Origin of the sequence: Erwinia sp. MMLR14_017, assembly GCF_033657285.1 — a bacterium.
Classification (GTDB): Bacteria; Pseudomonadota; Gammaproteobacteria; order Enterobacterales; family Enterobacteriaceae; genus Erwinia.
Window position 1 is genome coordinate 259,432 of sequence record NZ_JAWVWP010000002.1, and the last position, 22,130, is coordinate 281,561.

At 56.2% G+C, this 22,130-nt stretch carries 12 protein-coding genes and 2 pseudogenes; 12 read left to right on the forward strand and 2 right to left on the reverse strand.

Annotation, left to right across the window (positions count from 1 at the left end):
- Positions 1 to 74 precede the first annotated feature (74 nt).
- From bcsR to SD961_RS04330, 10 genes and pseudogenes are all read left to right on the forward strand, one after another.
- Positions 75 to 269 (forward strand): cellulose biosynthesis protein BcsR, encoded by a 195-nt coding sequence (bcsR, locus tag SD961_RS04285; RefSeq protein ID WP_318789395.1) that lies wholly within the window; start codon positions 75 to 77, stop codon positions 267 to 269.
- Positions 269 to 1,000, forward strand: a complete 732-nt coding sequence (bcsQ, locus tag SD961_RS04290; RefSeq protein WP_318789154.1) for a cellulose biosynthesis protein BcsQ — start codon at positions 269 to 271, stop codon at positions 998 to 1,000. The genes bcsR and bcsQ overlap by 1 nt, the downstream gene beginning before the upstream one ends.
- Positions 997 to 3,603 (forward strand): UDP-forming cellulose synthase catalytic subunit, encoded by a 2,607-nt coding sequence (gene bcsA, locus SD961_RS04295; RefSeq protein ID WP_318789155.1) that lies wholly within the window; start codon positions 997 to 999, stop codon positions 3,601 to 3,603. The genes bcsQ and bcsA overlap by 4 nt, the downstream gene beginning before the upstream one ends.
- Positions 3,600 to 5,894, forward strand: coding sequence for a cellulose biosynthesis cyclic di-GMP-binding regulatory protein BcsB (gene bcsB, locus SD961_RS04300; protein WP_318789156.1), 2,295 nt, complete (start codon positions 3,600 to 3,602; stop codon positions 5,892 to 5,894). The genes bcsA and bcsB overlap by 4 nt, the downstream gene beginning before the upstream one ends.
- Complete coding sequence (locus SD961_RS04305) at positions 5,891 to 9,196, forward strand: cellulose biosynthesis protein BcsC (RefSeq protein WP_318789157.1); 3,306 nt, start codon at positions 5,891 to 5,893, stop codon at positions 9,194 to 9,196. Before bcsB ends, SD961_RS04305 begins: the two co-directional genes overlap by 4 nt.
- A gap of 96 nt (positions 9,197 to 9,292) precedes the next feature.
- A pseudogene (locus SD961_RS04310) lies at positions 9,293 to 10,221 on the forward strand (Rpn family recombination-promoting nuclease/putative transposase).
- A gap of 30 nt (positions 10,222 to 10,251) precedes the next feature.
- Positions 10,252 to 10,521: pseudogene (locus SD961_RS04315) on the forward strand (Rpn family recombination-promoting nuclease/putative transposase); the annotation flags it as partial.
- Between the two features lie 575 nt (positions 10,522 to 11,096).
- Positions 11,097 to 13,100 (forward strand): biofilm formation regulator HmsP, encoded by a 2,004-nt coding sequence (gene hmsP, locus SD961_RS04320; RefSeq protein WP_318789158.1) that lies wholly within the window; start codon positions 11,097 to 11,099, stop codon positions 13,098 to 13,100.
- A gap of 210 nt (positions 13,101 to 13,310) precedes the next feature.
- Positions 13,311 to 14,597 carry a dicarboxylate/amino acid:cation symporter gene (locus SD961_RS04325; protein WP_318789159.1) on the forward strand — a complete coding sequence of 429 codons (1,287 nt, stop codon included), beginning with the start codon at positions 13,311 to 13,313 and terminating at the stop codon, positions 14,595 to 14,597.
- Positions 14,598 to 14,846: 249 nt separating this feature from the next.
- A complete protein-coding gene (locus SD961_RS04330) occupies positions 14,847 to 16,340 on the forward strand; it encodes a pitrilysin family protein (RefSeq protein ID WP_318789160.1) in 1,494 nt (497 codons plus the stop codon).
- A 122-nt stretch (positions 16,341 to 16,462) separates the two neighbouring features.
- Here the strand turns inward: SD961_RS04330 and SD961_RS04335 are convergent, their stop codons facing one another.
- Entirely contained in the window at positions 16,463 to 17,347 is an 885-nt protein-coding gene (locus SD961_RS04335; RefSeq protein WP_318789161.1) for an alpha/beta hydrolase, read from the reverse strand.
- Between the two features lie 562 nt (positions 17,348 to 17,909).
- On the reverse strand, positions 17,910 to 18,842 hold the full coding sequence (locus tag SD961_RS04340) for a sugar kinase (protein WP_318789162.1): 933 nt from the start codon (positions 18,840 to 18,842) through the stop codon (positions 17,910 to 17,912).
- A 275-nt stretch (positions 18,843 to 19,117) separates the two neighbouring features.
- On the opposite strand from SD961_RS04340, the gene pdeH reads away from it, so the two are divergent.
- Together pdeH and SD961_RS04350 are read left to right on the forward strand one after the other, a co-directional pair.
- Positions 19,118 to 19,891: a cyclic-guanylate-specific phosphodiesterase gene (gene pdeH / locus SD961_RS04345; RefSeq protein WP_318789163.1), complete on the forward strand. Its 774-nt coding sequence runs from the start codon at positions 19,118 to 19,120 to the stop codon at positions 19,889 to 19,891.
- Positions 19,892 to 19,952: 61 nt separating this feature from the next.
- The gene (locus tag SD961_RS04350) at positions 19,953 to 22,016 is read left to right on the forward strand and encodes an AsmA family protein (RefSeq protein ID WP_318789164.1); all 2,064 of its coding nucleotides are present in this window, start codon (positions 19,953 to 19,955) and stop codon (positions 22,014 to 22,016) included.
- Positions 22,017 to 22,130: the final 114 nt, after the last annotated feature.

Consider the following 22,130-nt stretch of genomic DNA (forward strand, 5'->3'; position numbering starts at 1 on the left):
AACTTCAGATAAGATAAATCTTAAGCCAGTCACACTATTTTGGCGCTCTTTTCTGTCGCAAAAGGGGTTCTATGATGAGTGAAAAGCATTTGCCGGTGATAGCGGCGCCTGGTGAGGCACAGGATGATATTCGTGCGTTAGCCGCCGCCTTTTCTCTACAAGGCTGGCGCTATGTGGATATTTCCCGGCAGGAGCGCCTTGACGGAATAGTGGCCCGCTGGCCGCTGCTTGCCGAGCTGTCCACCGCCGCCTCTACTGAGGATCGGTAGTGCCGGTTATTGCTCTTCAGGGCGTGCGCGGCGGCGCAGGGACAACTTCGTTGACGGCGGCTTTTGCCTGGGCGTTGCAAACGCAGGGAGAATCGGTGGTTGTCGTGGATCTCTCGCCGGATAATCAGCTGCGCCTTCACTTTAATACCCCGGCCACGCATCCCCGCGGCTGGCTGCGTGCCGCGCTCGACGACCAGCCCTGGCAACAAAGCGCTTTGCGCTATGCGGCTGGCCTGGATTTTATCCCGTTCGGCCAGATCAACGATCGGGAACTGTTGATGTTTGTCAGTCAGCCGCTGGCGCATAGCGATCACTGGGCTGCCCATCTGGCAGAGCTACGCCAGGCATACCGCTGGATTTTACTGGACGTTCCCGCAGGCACAACGCCCTGGACGCGCTCCCTGCTGACGCTGGCCGATCGGGTTATCAGCGTGGTGGTACCGGATGCCAATTGCCATATCCGGCTCCACCAGCAGCGCTTCGCCGCCGGTAATCTCTTTCTGCTGAATCAATATTCCCCGCTCATTAATTCCCAGCAGGATCTGCATCAGCTCTGGCTAAGCACGTTGGACAACCTGATCCCGCTCTCTGTTCACCGCGACGAAGCGGTAGCCGAAGCGCTGCTGAACAAACAGCCGTTTACGGAATATCGCCCGCAGAGTCTGGCGGCAGAAGAGATGATGACGTTTGCCAGCTGGGCGCTGATCAATCTGCGTGGGTTACCGGCATGATGCTGCTGCGCTGGCTTCTGACCCCGTCGGTCTTCCCTGGACTGCAGCAGCGCTACAGCGGATTTCGTCAGCAGGGATCTCCGGCTCTGACTGCCGGGCTGCACTGCTTCTGGCTGATGCTGGCCTGGGCATTGTTGAGGTTTGAACAGCCCGGCTGGCAAAAAATTAACGCTAACCGCCGCCGGTTCTACCCCCATATTTCGCCGGAAAGACCGCGCCCTGCAGACTGTTTGCGTTATGGCCTGCAAAGCCTCTGGCTGCTGCTGGTGCTGCCGCTGGATAGCGTCAGCCGCAGCGAACGCTCGCCTGTTATTCCGCTACGAAGCTGGCGACAACGTGCCTTTCTCTGGCTGGATAAACTGCCCCAGCGGATCGAAGAGCGGGGAATTGCCCGTAAAGCGGATCGCCACCTGAAAAGGCTGCCCTCCTGGCTACGTCAGGTATTGCTTGGTGGCGCGATCCTCGTCGCCACCGGGCTGGCCCTGCTCTGTATCTCTCAGCCGTTTGACCTTGTTACCCAACTGATATTTGTGCTGCTGCTGTGGGGCGTGGCGATGGTGGTGCGGGGTATTCCGGGAAGGCTGCCCACCATGATGCTGATCGTGCTCTCGCTGACCATCTCCTGCCGCTACCTCTGGTGGCGCTACACCTCCACGCTGAACTGGGATGACCCGGTCAGTCTGACCTTTGGAGTGCTGCTGGTTGCGGCAGAAACCTACGCGTGGGTGGTGCTGGTGCTGGGCTATTTCCAGACGCTGTGGCCGCTGCAACGTCAGCCCGTGTCGATGCCGGAAGAGACGGCAAGCTGGCCCACCGTGGATTTATTAGTGCCCACCTATAATGAAGCGTTAAGCGTGGTGAAACCGACGCTGTATGCTGCGCTGGGCATTGACTGGCCAAAAGAGAAGCTGACAATTTACCTGCTGGATGATGGTAACCGACCTGAGTTCCGTGAATTCGCGCAGGAAATTGGCGTGCAGTATGTGGCGCGAACCAGCCATGAACATGCCAAAGCGGGTAACATTAACCATGCGCTGAAAACCGTCTGTCGCAGCGAGTATGTTGCGATTTTTGACTGTGACCATGTGCCCACCCGCTCTTTCCTGCAGGTCTCCCTTGGCTGGTTCCTGAAGGATCCGAAGCTGGCGATGCTTCAGACGCCGCACCACTTCTTCTCGCCCGACCCGTTTGAACGCAACCTTGGCCGGTTCCGCCGCACGCCAAACGAGGGCACGCTGTTTTATGGTCTGGTGCAGGATGGCAACGATATCTGGGATGCCGCGTTCTTTTGCGGTTCGTGCGCTGTGCTCCGCCGTTCCGCGCTGGATGAGATTGGCGGTATCGCCGTCGAAACGGTGACCGAAGATGCGCATACCTCGCTGCGCCTGCACCGCAGGGGCTACACCTCAGCTTATATCCGTATTCCGCAGGCCGCCGGACTGGCCACAGAAAGTCTCTCCGCCCACATCGGGCAGCGTATTCGCTGGGCAAGGGGAATGGTGCAGATTTTCCGGCTGGATAATCCGCTGACGGGTCGGGGGCTGAAGCTGGTGCAACGGCTCTGTTATGCCAACGCCATGCTGCACTTTTTGTCCGGCATTCCCCGGCTGATATTTCTGCTGGCGCCGCTGGGCTTTCTGCTCTTCCACGCCTTTATTATCTTTGCGCCGGCGCTGGTCATCGCCATTTTCGTGCTGCCGCACATGATCCACACCAGTCTGACCAACTCACGCATTCAGGGGCGCTGGCGACACTCGTTCTGGAGTGAAGTCTATGAGACGGTGCTGGCCTGGTATATCGCCAGGCCCACTACCGTAGCGTTGTTCAATCCGCATAAGGGCAAGTTCAACGTCACCGCCAAGGGCGGTCTGGTGGAAGAGCAGCATCTGGACTGGGTCATTACCCGACCTTACATGTGCCTGGTGCTGATTAATCTGGCGGGCGTGGCCGCAGCCATCTGGCGCCTGCATTATGGGCCACCGCAAGAGGTGCTGACGATCCTGGTCAGCCTGCTCTGGGTGTTCTACAACATGATTATTCTGGGCGGCGCGGTCGCCGTATCGGTAGAGGCCAGGCAGATCCGTGAAGCCCATCGCGTTGAAATTGCGATGCCCGCAGCGCTGGCCCGGGCTGACGGGCATATGCTGCCCTGTACGCTACGGGATTACTCAGACGGCGGCGTGGGTGTGGAGATGAGAGAAGAAAACCAGCTCAGCGAGCACGATAAAGTTTATCTGCTGCTGCGCCGCGGTCAGCAGGAGTTCAGCTTCCCCTGTGTGGTTCAGCGGACGTTTGGCCGCCGTGCCGGCATCCGTTTGCATGAGCTGACAACGGAACAGCACGTCGAATTTATTCAGTGTACCTTTGCCCGCGCCGATACCTGGGCGCTGTGGCAGGACAGTTTCCCTGAAGATAAACCTGTTCAGAGCCTGGCCGATATTGTGGTGCTGGGCTTCAGGGGGTATTTACGGCTTGCCGAACATGGTCCGGCTCCGTTGCGCGGGTTATTTACGCTGCTGACGCGGCTGGCAGGCTGGATAGCCTCTTTTTTCCCGAGGATCGTGAGCAGAACAGGCTCGCCATTACAGATGAAGAGAAGATGACGATAAAACCAGGTTGGTTCGCGGCATTATTGCTGGGTATGACTTCGGTGGTGCAGGCCGCGCCGGAGACCCTTTCTCAGCCGGTATCGAGTACCTCTTCGCCAGGCGCTGAGCCGGGCACTGCGCCGGCCGCTCCGGTGCGCAATGCGCTGACGAGGTTCTCTGAGATTGCGCCTCCACCGGGCAACTTTACACTGCTGGGGACCCGCACCCAGGGGCAGATTGAGTTTGGCGTGCGCAGTGATGAGGTAGTGACTAAAGCGGTGCTGAATCTTACTTTCCGCCCTTCACCCTCGCTGATCCCTTCACTTTCGCATCTTAAAGTTTATCTGAATGATGAGCTGGCAGGCCTGGTTCCGATAACCGCCGAAGAGTTGGGAAAAACCAGTCAGGTTCAGGTGCCAATCGATCCACGTTTTATTGGCGACTTTAACCGCATCCGCCTGGAGCTGGTAGGGCATTACGCTAACATCTGCGAAAATCCGGCAAACAGCGCTATCTGGCTGGAGATCGGCAAGGCAAGCACGCTGGAGCTGGCGCTGCAGAAGCTGCCGGTCAAAAACGATCTTTCCCACTTCCCGGAACCGTTCTTTGATGCGCGGGAGAGCCGTCCCCTGTCGCTGCCGATGATTTTCGCCGCTGCGCCTGATGTAGGCGAACAGCGTGCGGCGGCGGTGCTCGCCTCCTGGTTCGGTACCAAAGCTGACTGGCGTGGGCAGACTTTCCCGGTGCTCTATAACGCGTTACCGGAAAAGCAGCATGCTGTGGTTTTTGCCACAAACAGCAAACGGCCAGATTTCCTGAAAACGCTGCCGCCGGTAGACAAACCAACGGTAGAGATGATCGACAGGCCGGGTAATCCGTACCAGAAGTTGCTGCTGATTTTGGGCCGTGACGACAACGATTTGCTGACAGCGGTGCAGGGGATCGCGCAGGGCGAAATATTGCTGCGCGGACAAGCCTCCACCATCGACAGCGTGAAAGCGCTGGCAGCACGGCAGCCTTACGATGCGCCAAACTGGGTGCGTACCGATCGCGCCACCACCTTTGGCGAGCTGCAACAGTTCCAGGGCCAACTCCAGGCCGATGGCATGCAGCCCGGCCCCATAGCCCTGACCCTGAAGCTGCCGCCGGATCTGTTTCTGGTGCGCGCGCGTGGCATCGATGTGGATATCAAATATCGCTATACCTCACCGGTGCAGGATGATGGCTCGCGGCTGGCGGTGAACCTGAACGATCAGTTTGTGCAGGATTATGCGCTAACCACCAAACGGGAAGAGGGCAAACAGCTGCTGCGCATCCCGCTGGTACAGGGCTTGCTGGACAACGGTACGCGGCTCACCATTCCGGCGCTGCAACTGGGCGAGGTCAATCAGCTGCGGTTTGACTTCGATTACGCCAGTACCTTTATCGGCGGAAGCTATAACAACACCACCAGTGAAGGCCGCTGCGAGACCATCACCCCTGTTACCAATCACGTGGTGATTGACCCCAACTCCACGGTCGACTTCTCCGGCTATCGCCATTACATGGAGATGCCTTCGCTGGGCGCTTTTGCCAATGCGGGCTTTCCGTTCAGCCGCAGCGCCGATCTGGCGCAAACGCTGGTGCTGGTCAGTGGCCGGCCAGAGCCGGAAAAAGTCAGCGCGTTGCTGAATGCGCTAGGTAACATCTCTGCCCAGACCGGCTATCCGGCGCTGAAGGTTCAGATTACCGATGACTGGAACAAGGCGAAATCGTACGACGCTGACCTGCTGATGATCGGCACCTTGCCTGCGGATATGAAAGGCGACGTGAACCTGCTGGTGGATGCGGCGAAAAGCTGGGTGAACAAGCCAAACCGCCAGACCGCCTTCTCAGGCGGCCTCTCCTCTCCTGAAGATCGCCAGGCAGAAAGCCAGACCACTATCAGCTCAACCGGCCCGGTGGCGGCGCTGGTCGGTTTCCAGTCTCCGTTCGCTGCCCAGCGCAGCGTTGTTGCTCTGCTGGCCGACAGCCCACAGGCCTGGTCACTGCTGAACGGGGCGCTGATCGACAGCGGCAAACGGGCCGCTATCTTTGGTTCCGCTTCGATTATACGCGACTCCGGCGTCAACAGCCTGCAGGTTGGCGAGACCTATTGGATCGGCCATCTTCCCTGGTATGAACGGCTGTGGAATGCGCTGGCTACGCATCCGATCCTGCTGGCGCTCTTTGCCGCCGTGGTGGTGGTGGTGTTTGCGCTGCTGGTGTGGCGCGTGATGCGCCGCGTAAGCCGTCATCGTCTGGGTGATGAGGATGACCGGGAGTGAAACGCTCGCTGCTAAGCCTGATCCTGCCGGTACTGCTGCTGCCTTTAAGCAGCACCGTAACAGCTGCGGAGCAGGTGCAACCGATTGAGTGGCTGTTGCAACAGGTCAGGATTGGCGAAGCCACCAATAAATACGATCTGGTCAGCGCGTCGCTCTACCGGCTGGAGAAGATTGCGCCGGAAGATCCGCAGGTGCTGGCGGCGCAAATCCGCCTGGCGCTGCGTCAGGGGCAGCAGGAGAAAGCCCGCCAGCTGATGGTAACGCTGAAGGCCGTTTCCCCGGATTCGCTGGTGACACGTCAGGCTGAAGCCAGCCTGCTTTTACTGTCAGATGCGGGGCGGCAACAGCTGCAGCAGGCAAGGCTGCTCGCCACTGCCGGACATCTTGCAGAAGCGCGAGCGGTCTACGATCGGCAGTTCAACGGCATATTTCCTTCCAGTGACATTGCCCTTGAGTACTGGCGGTTAGTGGCGCGGCTGCCGGGAGAAGAGACGCGTGCGCTGGCTGAGCTCTCTGCGCTGGACCAGGAGGCGCCAGGCAGCATCAATGTCCGCATGGCGATAGCCCAGATGGAGCTGAGCCGCAATAACCCGACGGCAGCGGTAAAGCAGCTTCAGGCGGTGGCAGCCGATCCTGCAGGAGAGATGCAGGCCGCCGAACTGTGGCTCAGCAGTATCAAATCCCAGCCGGTTACGGCGCAAAGCGTGGCGCAGCTGAAGGTCTACCTCGACACCTTTACCCACGACAAACCGCAATCTGACGGCGTGGCTGAGCTTTCCCGTCAGCAAAAAATGTTGGCCGATCCCGCTTATCAGCAGCGCCTGCGTGGACTGGCGATGATTGAGCAGGGTGAGGGCACCGCCGCTATTCCCGCATTACGCGCGGCGTTAAAAGCGGCGCCAGACGACCCCGATCTGCTGGGCGCTATGGGCCAGGCGCTGGTCCGGGCAAATAACCGTGAAGCGGCCAACGGCTATTTCCAGCGGGCGATAGCCGCAGATGCCAGGGGTACTGATATCGGTAAATGGCAGAGCCTGTTGCAGTCAAACCAGTACTGGCTGGCGATTGCTCAGGGAGACAAAGCGCTGGCGGTGGGCGAGCTGACTCAGGCAAGCCGTTATTACCAGCTGGCCCGCAGTCTGGATAACCGCGATGGCTATGCGCTGATTGGGCAGGGCGATGTGGCGCAGGCGCGCAAAAGTCCGTCTGCGGCAGAAGCACTCTACAGGCAGGCCCTGCGCAGCGATCCTGATAACGCCACTGTCGTTCGGCGGCTTGCCGCGCTTTATCAGCAGCAGTCACCGCAGCAGGCGCTGGCGTTTATTAACGGGCTGTCGGCGGCGCAGAAACGCGCGGTGAGTGATACCCTCGCCAGCCTGCGCAGCAATGCGCTTAGCGCAGAAGGGGATCGGCTGGCAGAGGCTGGCAACTGGCAGCAGGCGGCAGAGAAGTATCGTCTGGCACAGCAGGCTGCTCCAGAGGATATCTGGCTGAATTACCGGCTGGCAGGCGCGTTGCGCCACGCCGCTCAGCCTCAGGCTGCCGATGGGCTGATGCAGGCCATGGCCCGACAGCAGCCTGAGGTGCCCGCGCAGGTCTATGCCTATGCGCTCTATCTTTCCGGCAGCGATCGTGCCGACGCAGCGCTGGCACAGCTCCATCTCCTGCCGAAGGCGAAATGGGATCGGAGCCTGCAGGATCTCGCGGATCGTCTGGAGAGAGATCGCCAGCTGGCACAAGCGGAGGCCCGGCTGGATAAGATCGAAGCGCTGGTGGCGCTGAAGCAACTGAAGGAGGCCCGCACGCAGCTCAGCGCCTTGCCAGCAGATTTCTCTGTTCAGAGCCTGAACAGCGGACGAAGAGAGGCAAACGCCTGGCTGGCTGCAGGAGAACCGCAGCGGGCCGCTGCACTCTATCAGCGCCTGAAGCCATTGGCCGCCAGAGAAGGCCCTTCACAAAGCAGCGCGCTGCTATACCGCGATGCGGCCAGGGTTGAAGCCCTTCAACAACAGCCCCAGGCCGCCAGGGCTGATTACGCCCGGGCAATGGTTGCCAGCGGCATCAGCCCCGCTCAGCCGGATAATAATGATGATTACACCCGGCTGACCCGCAACGACCAGCACGATGACTGGCTTAAACGCGGTATTCGTCGCGACGCTGCCGATCTCTATCGTCAGCAGGAGGTCACGCTGACGCTGGAGGAGGACTATTCGCGTAACAAGGGTACGGGCGGCATTTCGGACTTCACTGCCCATACCACCATGATTGAAGCCGAAGCGCCGTTTTCTGTCGGGAAAGGTTTTCTGCGGATTGATAACGTCGATCTCTCTGCGGGATCGTTCTCGCGCAGCAGCACGGGCACTATTGATGAAAACTTTGGCACCTGCGCCAGTGACACCGCCGTTTGTAACCGCAATTTCCGGCAGCATCAGAACGGGACCAGCGTCGGCCTGGGCTACAGGAGCGAGCAATGGTCGGCAGACCTTGGCAGCACGCCGCTGGGGTTTGCCGTCACTAACTGGGTCGGCGGGCTGACATGGAATACCGATGTGCAGGATCTGGGAGTATCGTTGACAGTGTCCAGACGGCCCATTTCCAGCTCCTTACTCTCTTACGCTGGCGCGCAGGACCCGAATCTGGCCAGTGGCAAGACCTGGGGCGGGGTGATAGCAACCGGCGGAGCGATTGGCCTGAACTATGACCAGGGCAACGCCAACGGCGTCTGGGCCTCTCTCAGCGCGCATCAAATCACCGGCGAAAACGTAGCGGATAACTCCCGTGAGCGGGTTATGGCGGGGTACTACTACAAGCTGATCAATGAAGATAACCGGCGGGCAACGATAGGCCTGAACGGCATGGTGTGGCATTACGCCCGCGATTTAAGTGATTACGCACTGGGGCAGGGAGGCTACTACAGCCCGCAGCGCTATAACTCGCTCTCCGTGCCGGTCACCTGGCGGCAGCGCACGGAGAACTGGTCTTATGATTTGGCAGGCTCCGTTTCCTGGTCTCACTCAGAAACCCATGCAGAGTCGCGTTATCCGCTCGATTTTGCAGCCCTGACCCGCGATAACCCTGCAGGCAACGACAGCAGCAGCAGCGGCTTTGGCTACACGCTGCGGGCGCTGATAGAACGCAGGCTGACCTCGCACTGGACGCTGGGGGCAGGCATCGATATTCAGCAGGCTAAGGATTATACGCCCAGTCATGCACTCATCTATGCCCGCTACTCCCTGGCGGGCTGGGAAGGCGATCTGAATATGCCGCCCGAACCGCTTACCCCCTATGCCGACTTTGATTAACCAACTTGGTAACTGCCAGGGTTATGTGGCTGTGGCGTTTTTTTATCACTTTCCGCCTGTGATACCATGCGCGTGTGATTGTCAGAGTCAGATCCGATGAAAAAAAAGAACAGTACCCCTACTCCCCACGATGCGACATTCAGGCAGTTTCTCACGCAGCCTGATATTGCCCGCGACTTCATGGAGCTGCACCTCCCTGCAGAGCTGCGTTCTGTCTGTGACCTCAGCACCCTGAAACTGGAATCCGGCTCGTTCGTTGAAGACGACCTGCGCCAGTATTTCAGCGACGTTCTCTACAGCCTGAAGACCACCGCCGGTGACGGGTACATACATGTACTGATTGAGCATCAGTCCACTCCGGATAAACACATGGCGTTCAGGCTTATGCGGTACGCGGTGGCCGCCATGCAGCGGCACCTTGAGGCTGGGCATAAAACGCTGCCGCTGGTGATCCCGGTGCTGTTCTATACCGGCAAACGCAGCCCCTATCCCTACCCAACGCGATGGCTCGACGAGTTCGATGACCCGGCGCTGGCGGGAAAACTCTACGGGAGTGCCTTCCCCTGGTTGATGTTACGGTCATTCCGGACGAGGAGATTATGGGGCACCGCAGCATGGCAGCGCTGACGCTGTTACAGAAGCATATTCATCAGCGTGATATCGCTACGCTTACCGATCGTCTGGCCACGTTACTGATGGCGGATTATCTTTCTTCACCCCAGGTAACAGCGCTGATACACTATTTACTGCAGGCGGGCGAGTCAGCTGACTCCGAAGCCTTCGTTCGCGAACTGGCACAGCGTGTGCCGCAACACGGAGACGCACTTATGACCATCGCACAGCAGCTGGAGCAGAAGGGCATTGAGAAGGGTATTCAGCTTGGTGAACAGCGTGGTATTGAAAAAGGCGAGCGTGAAGCAACGCTGAAAATTGCCCGAACCATGCTGCAGAACGGCATTGACCGTAACACCGTCATGAAAATGACCGGCCTGTCAGAAGACGAACTGGCACTAATCCGTCATTAATCGATTTGACTACAGGCAGATGGCTCAGCTGACTCCGAAGCGCTTTCTGGCGAACTGGCACAGCGTGTGCCGCAACACGGAGACGCACTTATGACCATCGCACAGCAGCTGGAACAGAAGGGCATCGAGAAGGGTATTCAGCAAGGTATTCAGCTTGGTGAACAGCGTGGTATTGAGAAAGGCGAGCGCGAAGCAACGCTGAAAATTGCCCGTACCATACTGCAGAACGGCATTGACCGTAATACCGTCATGAAAATGACCGGCCTGTCAGAAGACGAACTGGAACTGATCCATCACTAATCCTCTCCTGATTCAGAATTTTATGGTAAGGCTCATAAAGATGAGCCTTACCATTATGTGGACGATATTATTTCACTCTGTCAGCCTCTTCCTGTGCCTCTTTCAGATCCGTTTTGACTGACTCAGGTTTAAGCTTTCTCTCTTCAATTTTGATGGGTTTTTTGGGCGACCTTACCCACATCTCCGTCTGCTTTAATTTCACCAGGTTCCTGCTGGGCTTTCTGTAATTCAGCCCGGCTTTTTTAACTTTCAGCTCACGCTTTCTGACATCATGGCTTGCGCGTTGTGGCTGGCACTTCATCAGCTCAGCAGCATTTAACTTTGTCGATAGCGATATTTAAGCGCGAAACTTTAGCGCTGTTACCATGAAGTGTTGCCATTCATTTTTGTCGAAAGTTACGAAAGCTGATCGGCACACAGCCGTTTTAACCGGCTCAATTCAGCTAATCATGCTAAGAAAACGCCTAATCAGCAGCTTGCCCGACAGCAGGGCTTAACATGCGGCTCCCTTACGATATACTCGGGACAGTTTTTGCTGCCCCAGGTGGCAGCATCCAGCAATTCGGAGATCAGGCTTGCGAGTCAGTCGTTCATTAACAATAAAACAGATGGCGACGGTATCCGGCGTGGCTGCCGTGACCATCTCTGTTTTTATTGTCATTCAGCTTTTCCATTTTGTGCAGCAGCGCAGGATTGACTACGCCCAGCAGATGGAAAACGTTGCCCATACCGTACGTGAACCGCTTTCTCAGGCCGTGTTAAAGGCTGATATTCCGCAGGCTGAACAGATCCTCAATTCGTTAAAACCGGCCGGTATCCTGGCGCGCGCAGAGGTGGTATTGCCGAACGGATTGCAGGCGCTGCACAGTGATTTCCAGCCTGAAAAACCGGTGCCTGAATTTATCGCCACGCTCTTTGAACTGCCGGTGAAGATCACCGTGCCGCTCTATTCTCTGGAGCCAGCCAATCCCAAACCGCTGGCGCTGCTGGTCCTGCAGGCTGACTCCTGGCGAGTCTATCAGTTTATCCTCAGCGCTTTATCGACTATGGTCACCACCTATCTGCTGCTGGCGCTGATCCTCTCTGTCGCCATCAGCTGGTGTATCAACAAACTGATCGTTCGCCCGCTGCGCAGAATTGCCAACGAGCTGCAGGATCTGCCGCCGCAGGAGGCCATTTCCCATCAGCTCGCGCTGCCCGACCGCCATCGGGATGATGAACTGGGAATGCTGATCCGCAGCTACAACCGCAACCAGCAGGTGGCGGAAGCGGTGCACGATGAGATGAGCCGCCTCACCACGCGGTTTGCGCTGACAAATCTGCCCAACAAAACGCTGTTCCTGGCACTGCTGGAGCAGCATCTTGCTTCCGTCCCCAGTGATGAGTCGTTCACCGTTATGGTGCTGCGTATTGAAACGCTGCTGGAGGCGAATGGCGTGGTGCTGGATGAGCAGCGTGATACGCTGCTGCTGACCCTGCTGGAAAAAATTCGCCACTGCATTGATGACCAGACCGTACTGGGCCAGCTCTCCAGCAGCGATTTTGTGCTGTTGGTTAAGCGGGCCAATAAACCGTTCCGGGCGATGCGGCTTGCCAGGCTGCTGTTGATGCGGCTGAATCAGCCCGTATCGTTACAGGAGATGCATCTGCGCCCCAACGTCAGTATCGGGCTGGCGCAGCGCGAGGCGAGCACCCTTACCGCGTCCGATTTCCTCAGCCGGGCCGCTTCCGCAATGATGTCTGCCCGCCATCAGGGCAAAAATCAGATTCTGTTCTTTGACCCGCTTATGATGGAGCGCGCGCACAAGCGCATGACGCAGGAGCATGACATTTTGCAGGGGTTGGAAGAGGGGCAATTTTCGCTGTTCCTGCAGCCGCAGATTGATATGCGCAACGGCAAGCTGGTTGGGGCGGAAGCCTTGCTGCGCATGCGCCAGCCGGACGGTAACTGGGCCTTGCCGGAAGATTTTATCGTCAATGCGGAAGAGATTGGCGTGATTGGCGCGCTGGGCCGCTGGGTCTTTGAAGAGTCCTGTCGGGTACTTGCTGCCTGGCAAAAGCACGGCATTACCCTGCCGCTCAGCGTCAATCTTTCTGCGGTGCAGCTGCGTGAACCAGATATGGTGACGCATCTTCAGGAGTTGATTCGCCGGCATCAAATCACTCCCGGCAGCCTGATACTGGAGATTACCGAGACGGCACAGGTGGGCGAACCGGAGCAGGCGTTGCGGCTGTTAAGCGAACTGCAGAAGGTGGGGATTTCCGTGGCGCTGGATGATTTTGGCATGGGTTATGCCAATCTTAACTGGCTGAGCCAGTTTAAAGCGTTACCAATCAGCAAGCTGAAGATGGATCGCAGCTTCGTCTGCATTCTGCCGGATGATGACACCATGGTACGCATCGTGGCGGCGATCGCTGACATCATCAGGCTGGATGTCATTGCCGAAGGGGTGGAAACCAGCCAGCAGCGCGACTGGCTGCTGGCGCGTGGCATTAATATTGCTCAGGGCTACCTCTATTCCGGGGCGCTGCCGCTGGCCGTTTTCAATAAGAAATACCTCGGGTTTCAGGCTGATTGATTCCTTTCCGGACGCAATAATCCCCTGTGGTATCAATCCTTAAGACAAACCTGCTTTTGCTGACGTGATTCAGCTCATAAAACGGCGCGCTGCTGCGGCGCAAAGCAGGCCAACTTATATCAATCCCGTTAACAGAGTGTTATTTTCGCGCAGAAGGTTACGTATAACTACAGCGAATTTACCTGCCATCCAGCCGTTAACGGACATTTTATGAAAACTTCCCTTTTTAAAAGCCTCTATTTTCAGGTGATAACAGCCATCGTCATCGGCGTGCTGTTAGGGCACTTCTACCCCGAGTTAGGTGCTCAGATGAAACCCCTGGGCGATGCGTTTGTGAAGCTGATCAAGATGATCATCGCGCCCGTGATTTTCTGTACCGTGGTCACAGGGATTGCCGGTATGGAGAGCATGAAAGCCGTAGGCCGCACCGGCGCCGTGGCGCTGCTCTATTTCGAAATTGTCAGTACTATCGCGCTGATTATCGGGCTGGTGGTGGTCAACGTGTTGCAGCCTGGCGCCGGCATGAATATCGACCCGGCTACGCTGGATGCTAAAGCGGTGGCGGTTTATGCTCAGCAGGCAGAACAGCAGGGCGTGGTCGCTTTCCTGCTGGACGTTATCCCCAACAGCGTGATTGGCGCGTTCGCCAGCGGGAACATCCTGCAGGTGCTGCTGTTTGCTATTATGTTCGGTTTTGCCCTGCATCGTCTGGGCGATAAAGGCACGCTGGTCTTTAACTTTATCGAAGGTTTTTCCAGGGTTATTTTCGGCATCATCAACATGATTATGCGCCTGGCACCGATTGGGGCCTTCGGGGCGATGGCATTCACTATCGGTAAATATGGCGTGGGATCGCTGGTTCAGCTCGGTCAGCTGATTATCTGCTTCTACATTACCTGCCTGCTGTTTGTGATTGTGGTGCTGGGGCTGATTGCGCGCTTTACCGGCTTTAATATCTTCAGGTTCATCGCCTACATCAAAGAAGAGCTGCTGATTGTGCTGGGAACCTCCTCTTCCGAATCCGCGTTGCCGCGCATGCTGGATAAGATGGAAAAACTGGGTTGTAAGAAGTCGGTGGTGGGGCTGGTTATCCCGACCGGCTATTCGTTTAACCTCGATGGGACTTCAATTTACCTGACCATGGCGGCGGTATTTATCGCCCAGGCGACCAATGCGCATATGGATATCTGGCATCAGATTACCCTGCTGGTGGTGCTGCTGCTCTCTTCCAAAGGGGCGGCAGGGGTCACCGGAAGCGGCTTTATCGTGCTCGCTGCAACGCTCTCCGCCGTCGGCCATCTGCCGGTAGCAGGCCTGGCATTGATCCTCGGTATAGACCGCTTTATGTCGGAAGCGCGTGCGCTGACCAATCTGGTAGGGAACGGTGTCGCAACGGTGTTTGTGGCTAAATGGGTTGGTCAGTTGGATGAGAAGCAGCTGACAGAGACGCTCACCAAGGGAAATAAGGCTAAAAAGTTGCCCGATGCGCCGATGTAAGCGCTTAATTCACTAAATATCCCCTCAAATGGCCACCGCGACTTGCCCTCGCGGCGGGCATTTGCATAATAACCCCCCAGAGATTTTTATCATTTTTCACTCCGGGGTGGGACATCCTCTCCAATACGTGGTCTAAGAAGCTGTTCCGTTAAAAAACAGCGGCTTCCCTGAGTTATCCTTCCCGTAGATAGCCCCAGGCCGTAGATCGCCAGTGATTTTTTTTTGGTTTGTGATTGAGTAGGGGTTCACATGCAGGGCACCAGAATTCGTCTTTTGGTTGGTGGAATATTGCTGGCTGCTGCCAGCAGCACTGTGCAGGCTGAAACACTCCAACCCGATCCCGCCTGGCAGCAGGGAAAACTGGATAACGGTTTTAGCTGGCAGGTTTTAACAACGCCACAGCGTCCCAGTGACCGCGTTGAAGTTCGTTTACTGATTAATACGGGTTCATTACTCGAAAATACCCAGCAGGCAGGGTACAGCCATTTATTACCGCGTATGGCCCTGGTGCATAACGCGAAGCTCGATCCTGCCCAGCAGCGCTCACTGTGGCAGCAAAGTATCGATCCCGATCGCCCTCAGCCGCCTGCTATCACCTCTTATGATTTCACGCTTTATTCCCTCAGCCTGCCCAATAACCGGCCTGAGATGGTGAAAGAGGCGCTGAACTGGCTGGCTGCCACCGCAGGCGACATGACCATCAATGAGCAGACGGTGAATGCCGCTCTCGGGGCGGATGACCCGATTGCCACCTGGCCCGCCAACCCGCAGGATGTCTGGTGGCGCTACCGGCTGAAAGGCTCAACGCTGCTGGGGCACGACCCGGCAACGCCAACCGCCGCGCCGGTTGATATCAAAAAGCTCAGCGACTTTTATAAGCAGTGGTACACGCCAGATGCGATGACGCTGATGGTGGTGGGCAATGTTGAAAGCCGTGGCCTGGCAGAGCAGATCAACAAAACGTTCTCTTTGCTGCAAGGCAAGCGGGATGTTCCTTCACCGGTGCCGACCCTTTCGCCGCTGCCCCCGCAGCCGATAAGCCTGGTGAATAATAATCTGCATCAGGATCGTCTCTCTCTGGTGTGGGATACGCCGTGGCAGCCGATTCGGGATTCGCAAAATCTGCAGCGCTACTGGCAGAGCGATCTGGCCCGTGAAGCGTTGTTCTGGCATGTTCAGCGCGTACTCAGCGCCAGCAAAGCGCAGAAGGTTCAGGTCGGTTTTGACTGCCGTGTGCTCTACCAGCGCGCCCAGTGTGCCATCAACCTGGATGCGGATAACACCACGTTGCAAAATAACCTGAATCTGGTGGCGCGTGAGATGGCGAATATTCGCGACAACGGTCTGCCGCAGGAGGAGTTTGACGCGCTGATGGCGCAGAAGACCGCCGAGCTGAATAAGCTGTTTGCCACCTATGCCCGTACCGATACCGACGTACTGATGAGCCAGCGCTTACGTTCCCAGCAGAATGCCGTGGTGGATATCGCGCCTGAGCAGTATCAGAAGTTGCGGCAGAGCTTCCTTTCTGGCCTGACGCTGCAAATGATGAATCAGGAGCTGCGTCAACAGCTGTCGCAGGACCTGACGATGATGCTGATGCAGCCGCAGGGCGAACCGGAAACTAACGTGCAGTCGCTGGAAGAGAGCTGGAAGAAGATCATGGCCCCGGCACCGGATGCCGCAGCGGCTGCGGTTGACGATACCAAGCCAGAGGTCACTGATATCCCCGCTTCACAGAACTGACGGCAAAGGGCTGTAAACCCCGTTTACCAGTGGGACGGGGTTTTCTTCAGGTTGAATCAGGCAGCCTCTTCAGCATTCTTTCTGGTTCTCCTTAGCCATTTATTTTCCATTCGTATACGCAATTATCCCCACGTCCGCGCGCGCAGCCACTCGTTAACCAGCATCGGCCAGCTGGCCAGCGGCAGATCGGCTACATTGCGAATGCCGAAGCCGTGACCGCCTTTTTCATAAAAATGCAGCTCACTGGAGACCTTGTGTTCCCGAAGTGCGCTGAACATCACCATGCTGTTGTTGATTGGTACGGACTCATCATTCACGGCATGGATCAGCAGAGTTTGCGGGGTCTGCTCCGTTACGCGGGTTTCCAGCGAATAGGCGTCAATTTCACTCTGGGTAGGATGTTCCCCCAGCAGGCGCAGGCGCGATCCCTGATGCGCCAGCCCTTCACGCATGCTGATAACCGGGTAGATCAATACCATGGCATCCGGACGGGCGGCGAGCGAGTCGGCGATGTCCTGCACCGGATAGAGCTTCTCGCCGAAACGCGTTCCAACGCTGGCGGCGACGTAGCCCCCGGCGGAGAAGCCCATCATGACAATACGTTTGCCGTTCAGACCACGCGCTGCACGATGGCGCAGAACGCGTATTGCCCGCTGTGCATCCGCCAGCGGCGCATCGGCAGCTTCATGGTGTCCATCCTGTGGAAAACGGTAGGTCATTACCGCCAGCGTATAGCCCATTGCCGTAAAGAACATCGCCAGCGCGCTGCCCTCTTTATCAATCATGATTTTTTCAAAGCCGCCGCCTGGCGCAACCAGCAGCGTGACACCGTTGGATTTGTTCTCTTCCGGATACCAGAAGGCAAGCTCAGGACAGCGCACGCCGCTGGCAGCCCGATCGTAGGGTTCATATTCTTTGGCTAAGTCGATAATTTGTGGGCTGACCCTGGAGTCGCTGGCGCCGGGGGCATCACCATGAGGCCAGATATTTATTATTTCGGTTTTCATAGGCGCTCCTGTCTTGCATTAATTAAGTATAGGCGAGCCTGGCCGAAAATATTTTTTATCAGTTCGTCTGGCTGCATTAAAACAAACATTGCCAATTTATTATTAAGTCGTCCAGCATTCCCGATGCAAAGCCACCAGTTTCAGACTATGCCCAGAAAAGATTTATTTCCGTTTTTCGCTTAGCTACCCGGCTGTTTTAAAAAGAAATTGCTAAACCACGCTGCAGATAAACAAAAGCGGTTAAAACGATTTTTTCACTTTCCCAATATATTCAGCTTATTATGAGTTTATCCGCAGAGAGGTGGTACTGAATTAAGATTTAACTCATTCAGCTGCTTAACTGTTTATGAGGAGGTGCGTTGCTTGTTTTATTGTTAATAGCTGCAGGCATTACTTTTATCAGGGTGAGTTATTCGCTGAATTTTATTTTCAATCTGATAATAAAAAGCATAAAGCAAAATAAGAGTCAGCTTGTGCTGGTTATTTGACTTTATGCCGGATAATTTACATCAGACAGGAGGCTGAAAGCTTGACCTCTGCCGATTTATGCACACTGGAGCAGTCACTCAGGCATTGCCGCCAGCGGAATAATCGCCCCACGATGCTGAATAACCGTACTGGCTGTGAGATGACCGCGACGTGCCGCATCGCTCGCGCTGCCGCCACTCAGACGGACCGCCAGATAGCCTGCACTGAATGAATCACCTGCGGCGGTGGTATCCACCACGCTGCTGGCAGGCAGCGTGACGGCAGGGATCTCCAGCAGCGGCTGGTTCTGCAGGCAAACAAGACAGGACTCTGCGCCCCGTTTAATGACCACCTCGCTGACGCCTGCGGCGTGAGTGCGGGCAATCACCTCTTCAACCGGAGATTCTCCCCACAGCAGCGTTTCATCATCCAGCGTCAGGAAAGCGATATCGGTAGAGGCCAGCATCAGCCGGTATGCAGCCCTGGTCACTTCAACTGAAGGCCATAAGCGTGGGCGATAGTTATTATCAAAGATAACTTTCCCGCCATTCAGCCGACAGGTCGCGAGCAACGCCATCAGTTTTTCCCGGCTCTGCGGGCTGAGAATGGCCAGACTGATGCCGCTGAGATAGAGATAATCATACTCCGCCAGCTGCTGGCAAATTGCCTCTGCCTGCTCGCTTTCCAGCCAGAAACGTGCGGCGGCATCGTTACGCCAGTAGTAAAACGTACGCTCACCCTGAGAATCAGTTTCTATCACATAGAGGCCGGGAAGCTTATTTTCCATTCGCTGAATAAGCGAGGTGCCAACCTTCTCCTGCTGCCATGCGGCGATCATCTCACTACTGAAGCTGTCCGTGCCGAGCGCGGTAACGTACTCTACGGCAAGATGCGCCGGATCAACCTGGCGGGCGATATATACCGCCGTGTTCAGGGTATCGCCCCCGAACCCCCGACTCAAATCATGCTCTTTTTGCGACAGTTCAATCATGCACTCGCCCAATACGGCGATTTTTTTCTGCGTCATAGGAGTCTGCTCCTCACTCAAAGTTGACTCAGTTTCGCCGCCGTGACGGGCAGAGTCAATATTTTAAAACAGTGTTTTACTTTTAATAATGGGCTGCAGCAGGCAATTAACCACCACAACAGGGTTCTGTGTTTGGGGTAGGTTCAGAGAGGATAAGAGAGAATAAACTGGCTGAATGCGGAAGATCCCCCGATAAAGTTATCAGAGCTGGTGCCGATATCTGTCTGGCGGGAGATCCGTTCTCTGGACGGTCTCATCATAAAAGGATCAACTTAATGGTGCTGAAAAAGATCAGCCACCGGCTTCCTCCCTCAGATGTTGTTAAAAAACAACAAGAAGAGCCTCTGTATTGGCAGGAGTGCCAGCGCACCTATACGTTTCAGCCTATCTACCGGGTAACCGGAAGCCTGATGGCAATTGAGTTGCTTACTGCGATGTTTCACCCTTCCGCACCGGACCAGCCGTTATCGCCGGAGTGTTACTTTGCCGCGCTTGAGATCGATCATCGTCTGCATATCCTGACCGAGCAGCTTGAGCTGCTGGCACACTGGAAAGAGACATTTACCGAAACGGGGATAGTAGTTTCAGTTAATATTGACGGGCCGACACTGCTGGCCATCCAGCATAAAGCTGCCATCCGGCACTTGATTGCCCGCTCTCCCTGGATTCGCTTTGAACTGGTAGAGCATCATGTTCTGCCGCAGGAAGAAATTGTTGCACAAATGCCTGAGCTTGGGCCGCTGTGGCTGGATGATTTCGGCTGCGGCATGGCTAACTTCTCTGCGCTGACCCAACTGAAATATGACTACATCAAAATGGCACGCGAGCTGTTTCTTATGCTGAGAAAATCAGATGAGGGGCGCAATTTGTTTAATATGCTGCTGGCGCTGATAAACCGTTATAGCAAAGGTGTCATTGTTGAGGGTGTGGAAACCCTGGAGGAGTGGAAACAGGTGCAGAATTCGCCTGCTTTTGCCGCTCAGGGCTACTTTTTTGCCCGTCCCATGCCTTTTGATCGGCTGGCGTCGTTGCCTCTGCAACTGAACTGATGCCGTATCCTGTTCTCTCGACTATCTTTACAGAAGGCCGAAGCGAGCAAGGAGAAAGGATATGTCGCGTGCGGGAAAAATAATTAGTTGGGTTGTCGGGATTTTTTTGTTGCTGGTTATCGTAGTGGTGGTGATCATCGCTACGTTTGACTGGAACCGCCTTAAACCTACCATTAATCAGAAAGTCTCGACGGAACTTAACCGTCCTTTCGCCATTCGTGGCGATTTAGGTATTACCTGGGAACGTAATCGTGACGAACCAGGCTGGCGCAGTTGGGTGCCGTGGCCGCACGTACACGCGGAAGATATTCTGCTTGGCAATCCTCCTGAGATCCCGGAGGTCACTATGGTTCATCTGCAGCGTGCGGATGCGACCCTGGCCCCGCTGGCGCTGATAAGTAAGGAAGTCTATATCCCGTGGATTAAGCTGACGCAGCCTGATGCCCGCTTGATCCAGACGGCGGACAAAAAGAACAACTGGACCTTCAATCTTGCTGGCAGCGACACGCCGGACCAGAATCAGCCGCCTTCCGCCTGGACCTTCCGCCTCGACAACATCATGTTTGATCGGGGGCAGATTGCTTATCGCGATGCGATAAACAAGGCTGATGTGCAGGTTACCGTGAATCCGCTGGGTAAACCTGTGCCCTATGTGCAGGTGGCAGGCAGCAAAGATGATAAAAGCCAGAAGGGCGCCTCTGATTTTGTCTTTGGCTGGAAAGCCGCCGGGACCTATAACAATGAGAAGCTGACCGGTGACGGTAAAATCGGCGGTATGCTCTCGCTGCGCAGCAAAACTAATCCTTTCCCGCTGGAGGCGGACGTACGCAACGGCACCACGCGGGTACAGGTTGGCGGTACATTGCAGGACCCGTTAAACCTTGGTGGGCTGAATATCCGCTTACGTTTCTCTGGCGATACGCTGGCCAACCTCTACGGTTTGACCGGTATTCTGCTGCCTGACACTCCTCCTTATGAAACGGATGGCCATCTGATTGCCCGTTTCCAGCAGAAAGGAGGCCCGGTATTCCGTTATGAGAATTTCAACGGCCATATCGGTGACAGTGATATTCACGGCTCCATGACCTATACCCAGAGCAAACCACGCCCTAAGCTTGAAGGCTCTCTGGAGTCAAAACAGTTACGAATGGCCGACCTGGGGCCGTTGATTGGCGTGAAATCGGGTAAAGGAAGCGAAAAAACCGAGCAGGCGAAAACCAGGCGTGGTGAGGACGCCAGCCAGCCTGCAGACCGCGTGTTACCGCATGACAAGTTTGATACCAAAAACTGGGACGTAATGGATGCTGACGTTAAATTCAGCGGCAAGCGTATCGAGCACAGCAACTCGCTCCCTCTCAGCGATCTCTACACTCATCTGGTACTGAAAAATGGCAATTTGTTGCTGGATCCGCTGCGCTTTGGCATTGCCGGAGGCAACCTGAACTCAACTATTCGCATGGAAGGGGATCGTACGCCGATGCGCGCGCGCGCCGATCTGCATGCGCGAAATCTGAAGCTGAAGCAGCTTTTCCCGGATGTTGAAGCGATGCAAAGCAGTATGGGGCAGATGAACGGGGATGCCACCCTGAGCGGTACCGGCAATTCGGTGGCGGACATTCTGGCGACCAGCAATGGCGACCTGAAAATGCTGATGAATGACGGCGTGATCAGCCGGAGCCTGATGGAGATTGTCGGCCTGAACGTCGGTAACTACGTGGTAGGCAAACTGTTCGGCGACGATCAGGTACGCATCAACTGCGCGGCGGCAGATCTTCAGATCAATAATGGCCTGGCCTCAACCAAACTCTTTGTTTTTGACACGGAGAATGCGGTTATCAACATCAGCGGTACCACCAATTTCGCCAACGAACGCATGGATCTGTCGATTGATCCGGAAAGTAAGGGCATCCGCATTGTCACGCTGCGCTCACCGCTCTATGTACGTGGCACCTTCAAGAACCCGGATGCGGGCGTGAAGGCAGGCCCGCTGATCGCGCGTGGCGCGGCGGCGGTAGCGCTGGGCGCGGTGGTCGGCCCAGCGGCAGCCCTGCTGGCGCTGATTTCCCCAAGCGATAACGAGGATAATCAGTGTACGAACGTGCTGCAGCAGATGAAGAAAAAATAACCTGTGAGGGAACGGGAGGGTTCCCTCGCTGAAACGGCGGCTGCATCAAACGGCGACTTTGTCGGGCATGTCGGGCCAAATCAGGAAGGCAGAACGAAAAAAAACCGGCCGGAG

What these genes read in the sequence shown, in the direction of transcription:
- pdeH (WP_318789163.1), top strand. Translation starts at nt 19,118, where the DNA reads ATGGTGCTGAAAAAGATCAGCCACCGGCTTCCTCCCTCAGATGTTGTT.
- bcsR (WP_318789395.1), top strand. Translation starts at nt 75, where the DNA reads ATGAGTGAAAAGCATTTGCCGGTGATAGCGGCGCCTGGTGAGGCACAG.
- SD961_RS04335 (WP_318789161.1), bottom strand. Translation starts at nt 17,347, where the DNA reads ATGAAAACCGAAATAATAAATATCTGGCCTCATGGTGATGCCCCCGGC.
- bcsA (WP_318789155.1), top strand. Translation starts at nt 997, where the DNA reads ATGATGCTGCTGCGCTGGCTTCTGACCCCGTCGGTCTTCCCTGGACTG.
- SD961_RS04340 (WP_318789162.1), bottom strand. Translation starts at nt 18,842, where the DNA reads ATGACGCAGAAAAAAATCGCCGTATTGGGCGAGTGCATGATTGAACTG.
- SD961_RS04330 (WP_318789160.1), top strand. Translation starts at nt 14,847, where the DNA reads ATGCAGGGCACCAGAATTCGTCTTTTGGTTGGTGGAATATTGCTGGCT.
- SD961_RS04325 (WP_318789159.1), top strand. Translation starts at nt 13,311, where the DNA reads ATGAAAACTTCCCTTTTTAAAAGCCTCTATTTTCAGGTGATAACAGCC.
- bcsB (WP_318789156.1), top strand. Translation starts at nt 3,600, where the DNA reads ATGACGATAAAACCAGGTTGGTTCGCGGCATTATTGCTGGGTATGACT.
- SD961_RS04350 (WP_318789164.1), top strand. Translation starts at nt 19,953, where the DNA reads ATGTCGCGTGCGGGAAAAATAATTAGTTGGGTTGTCGGGATTTTTTTG.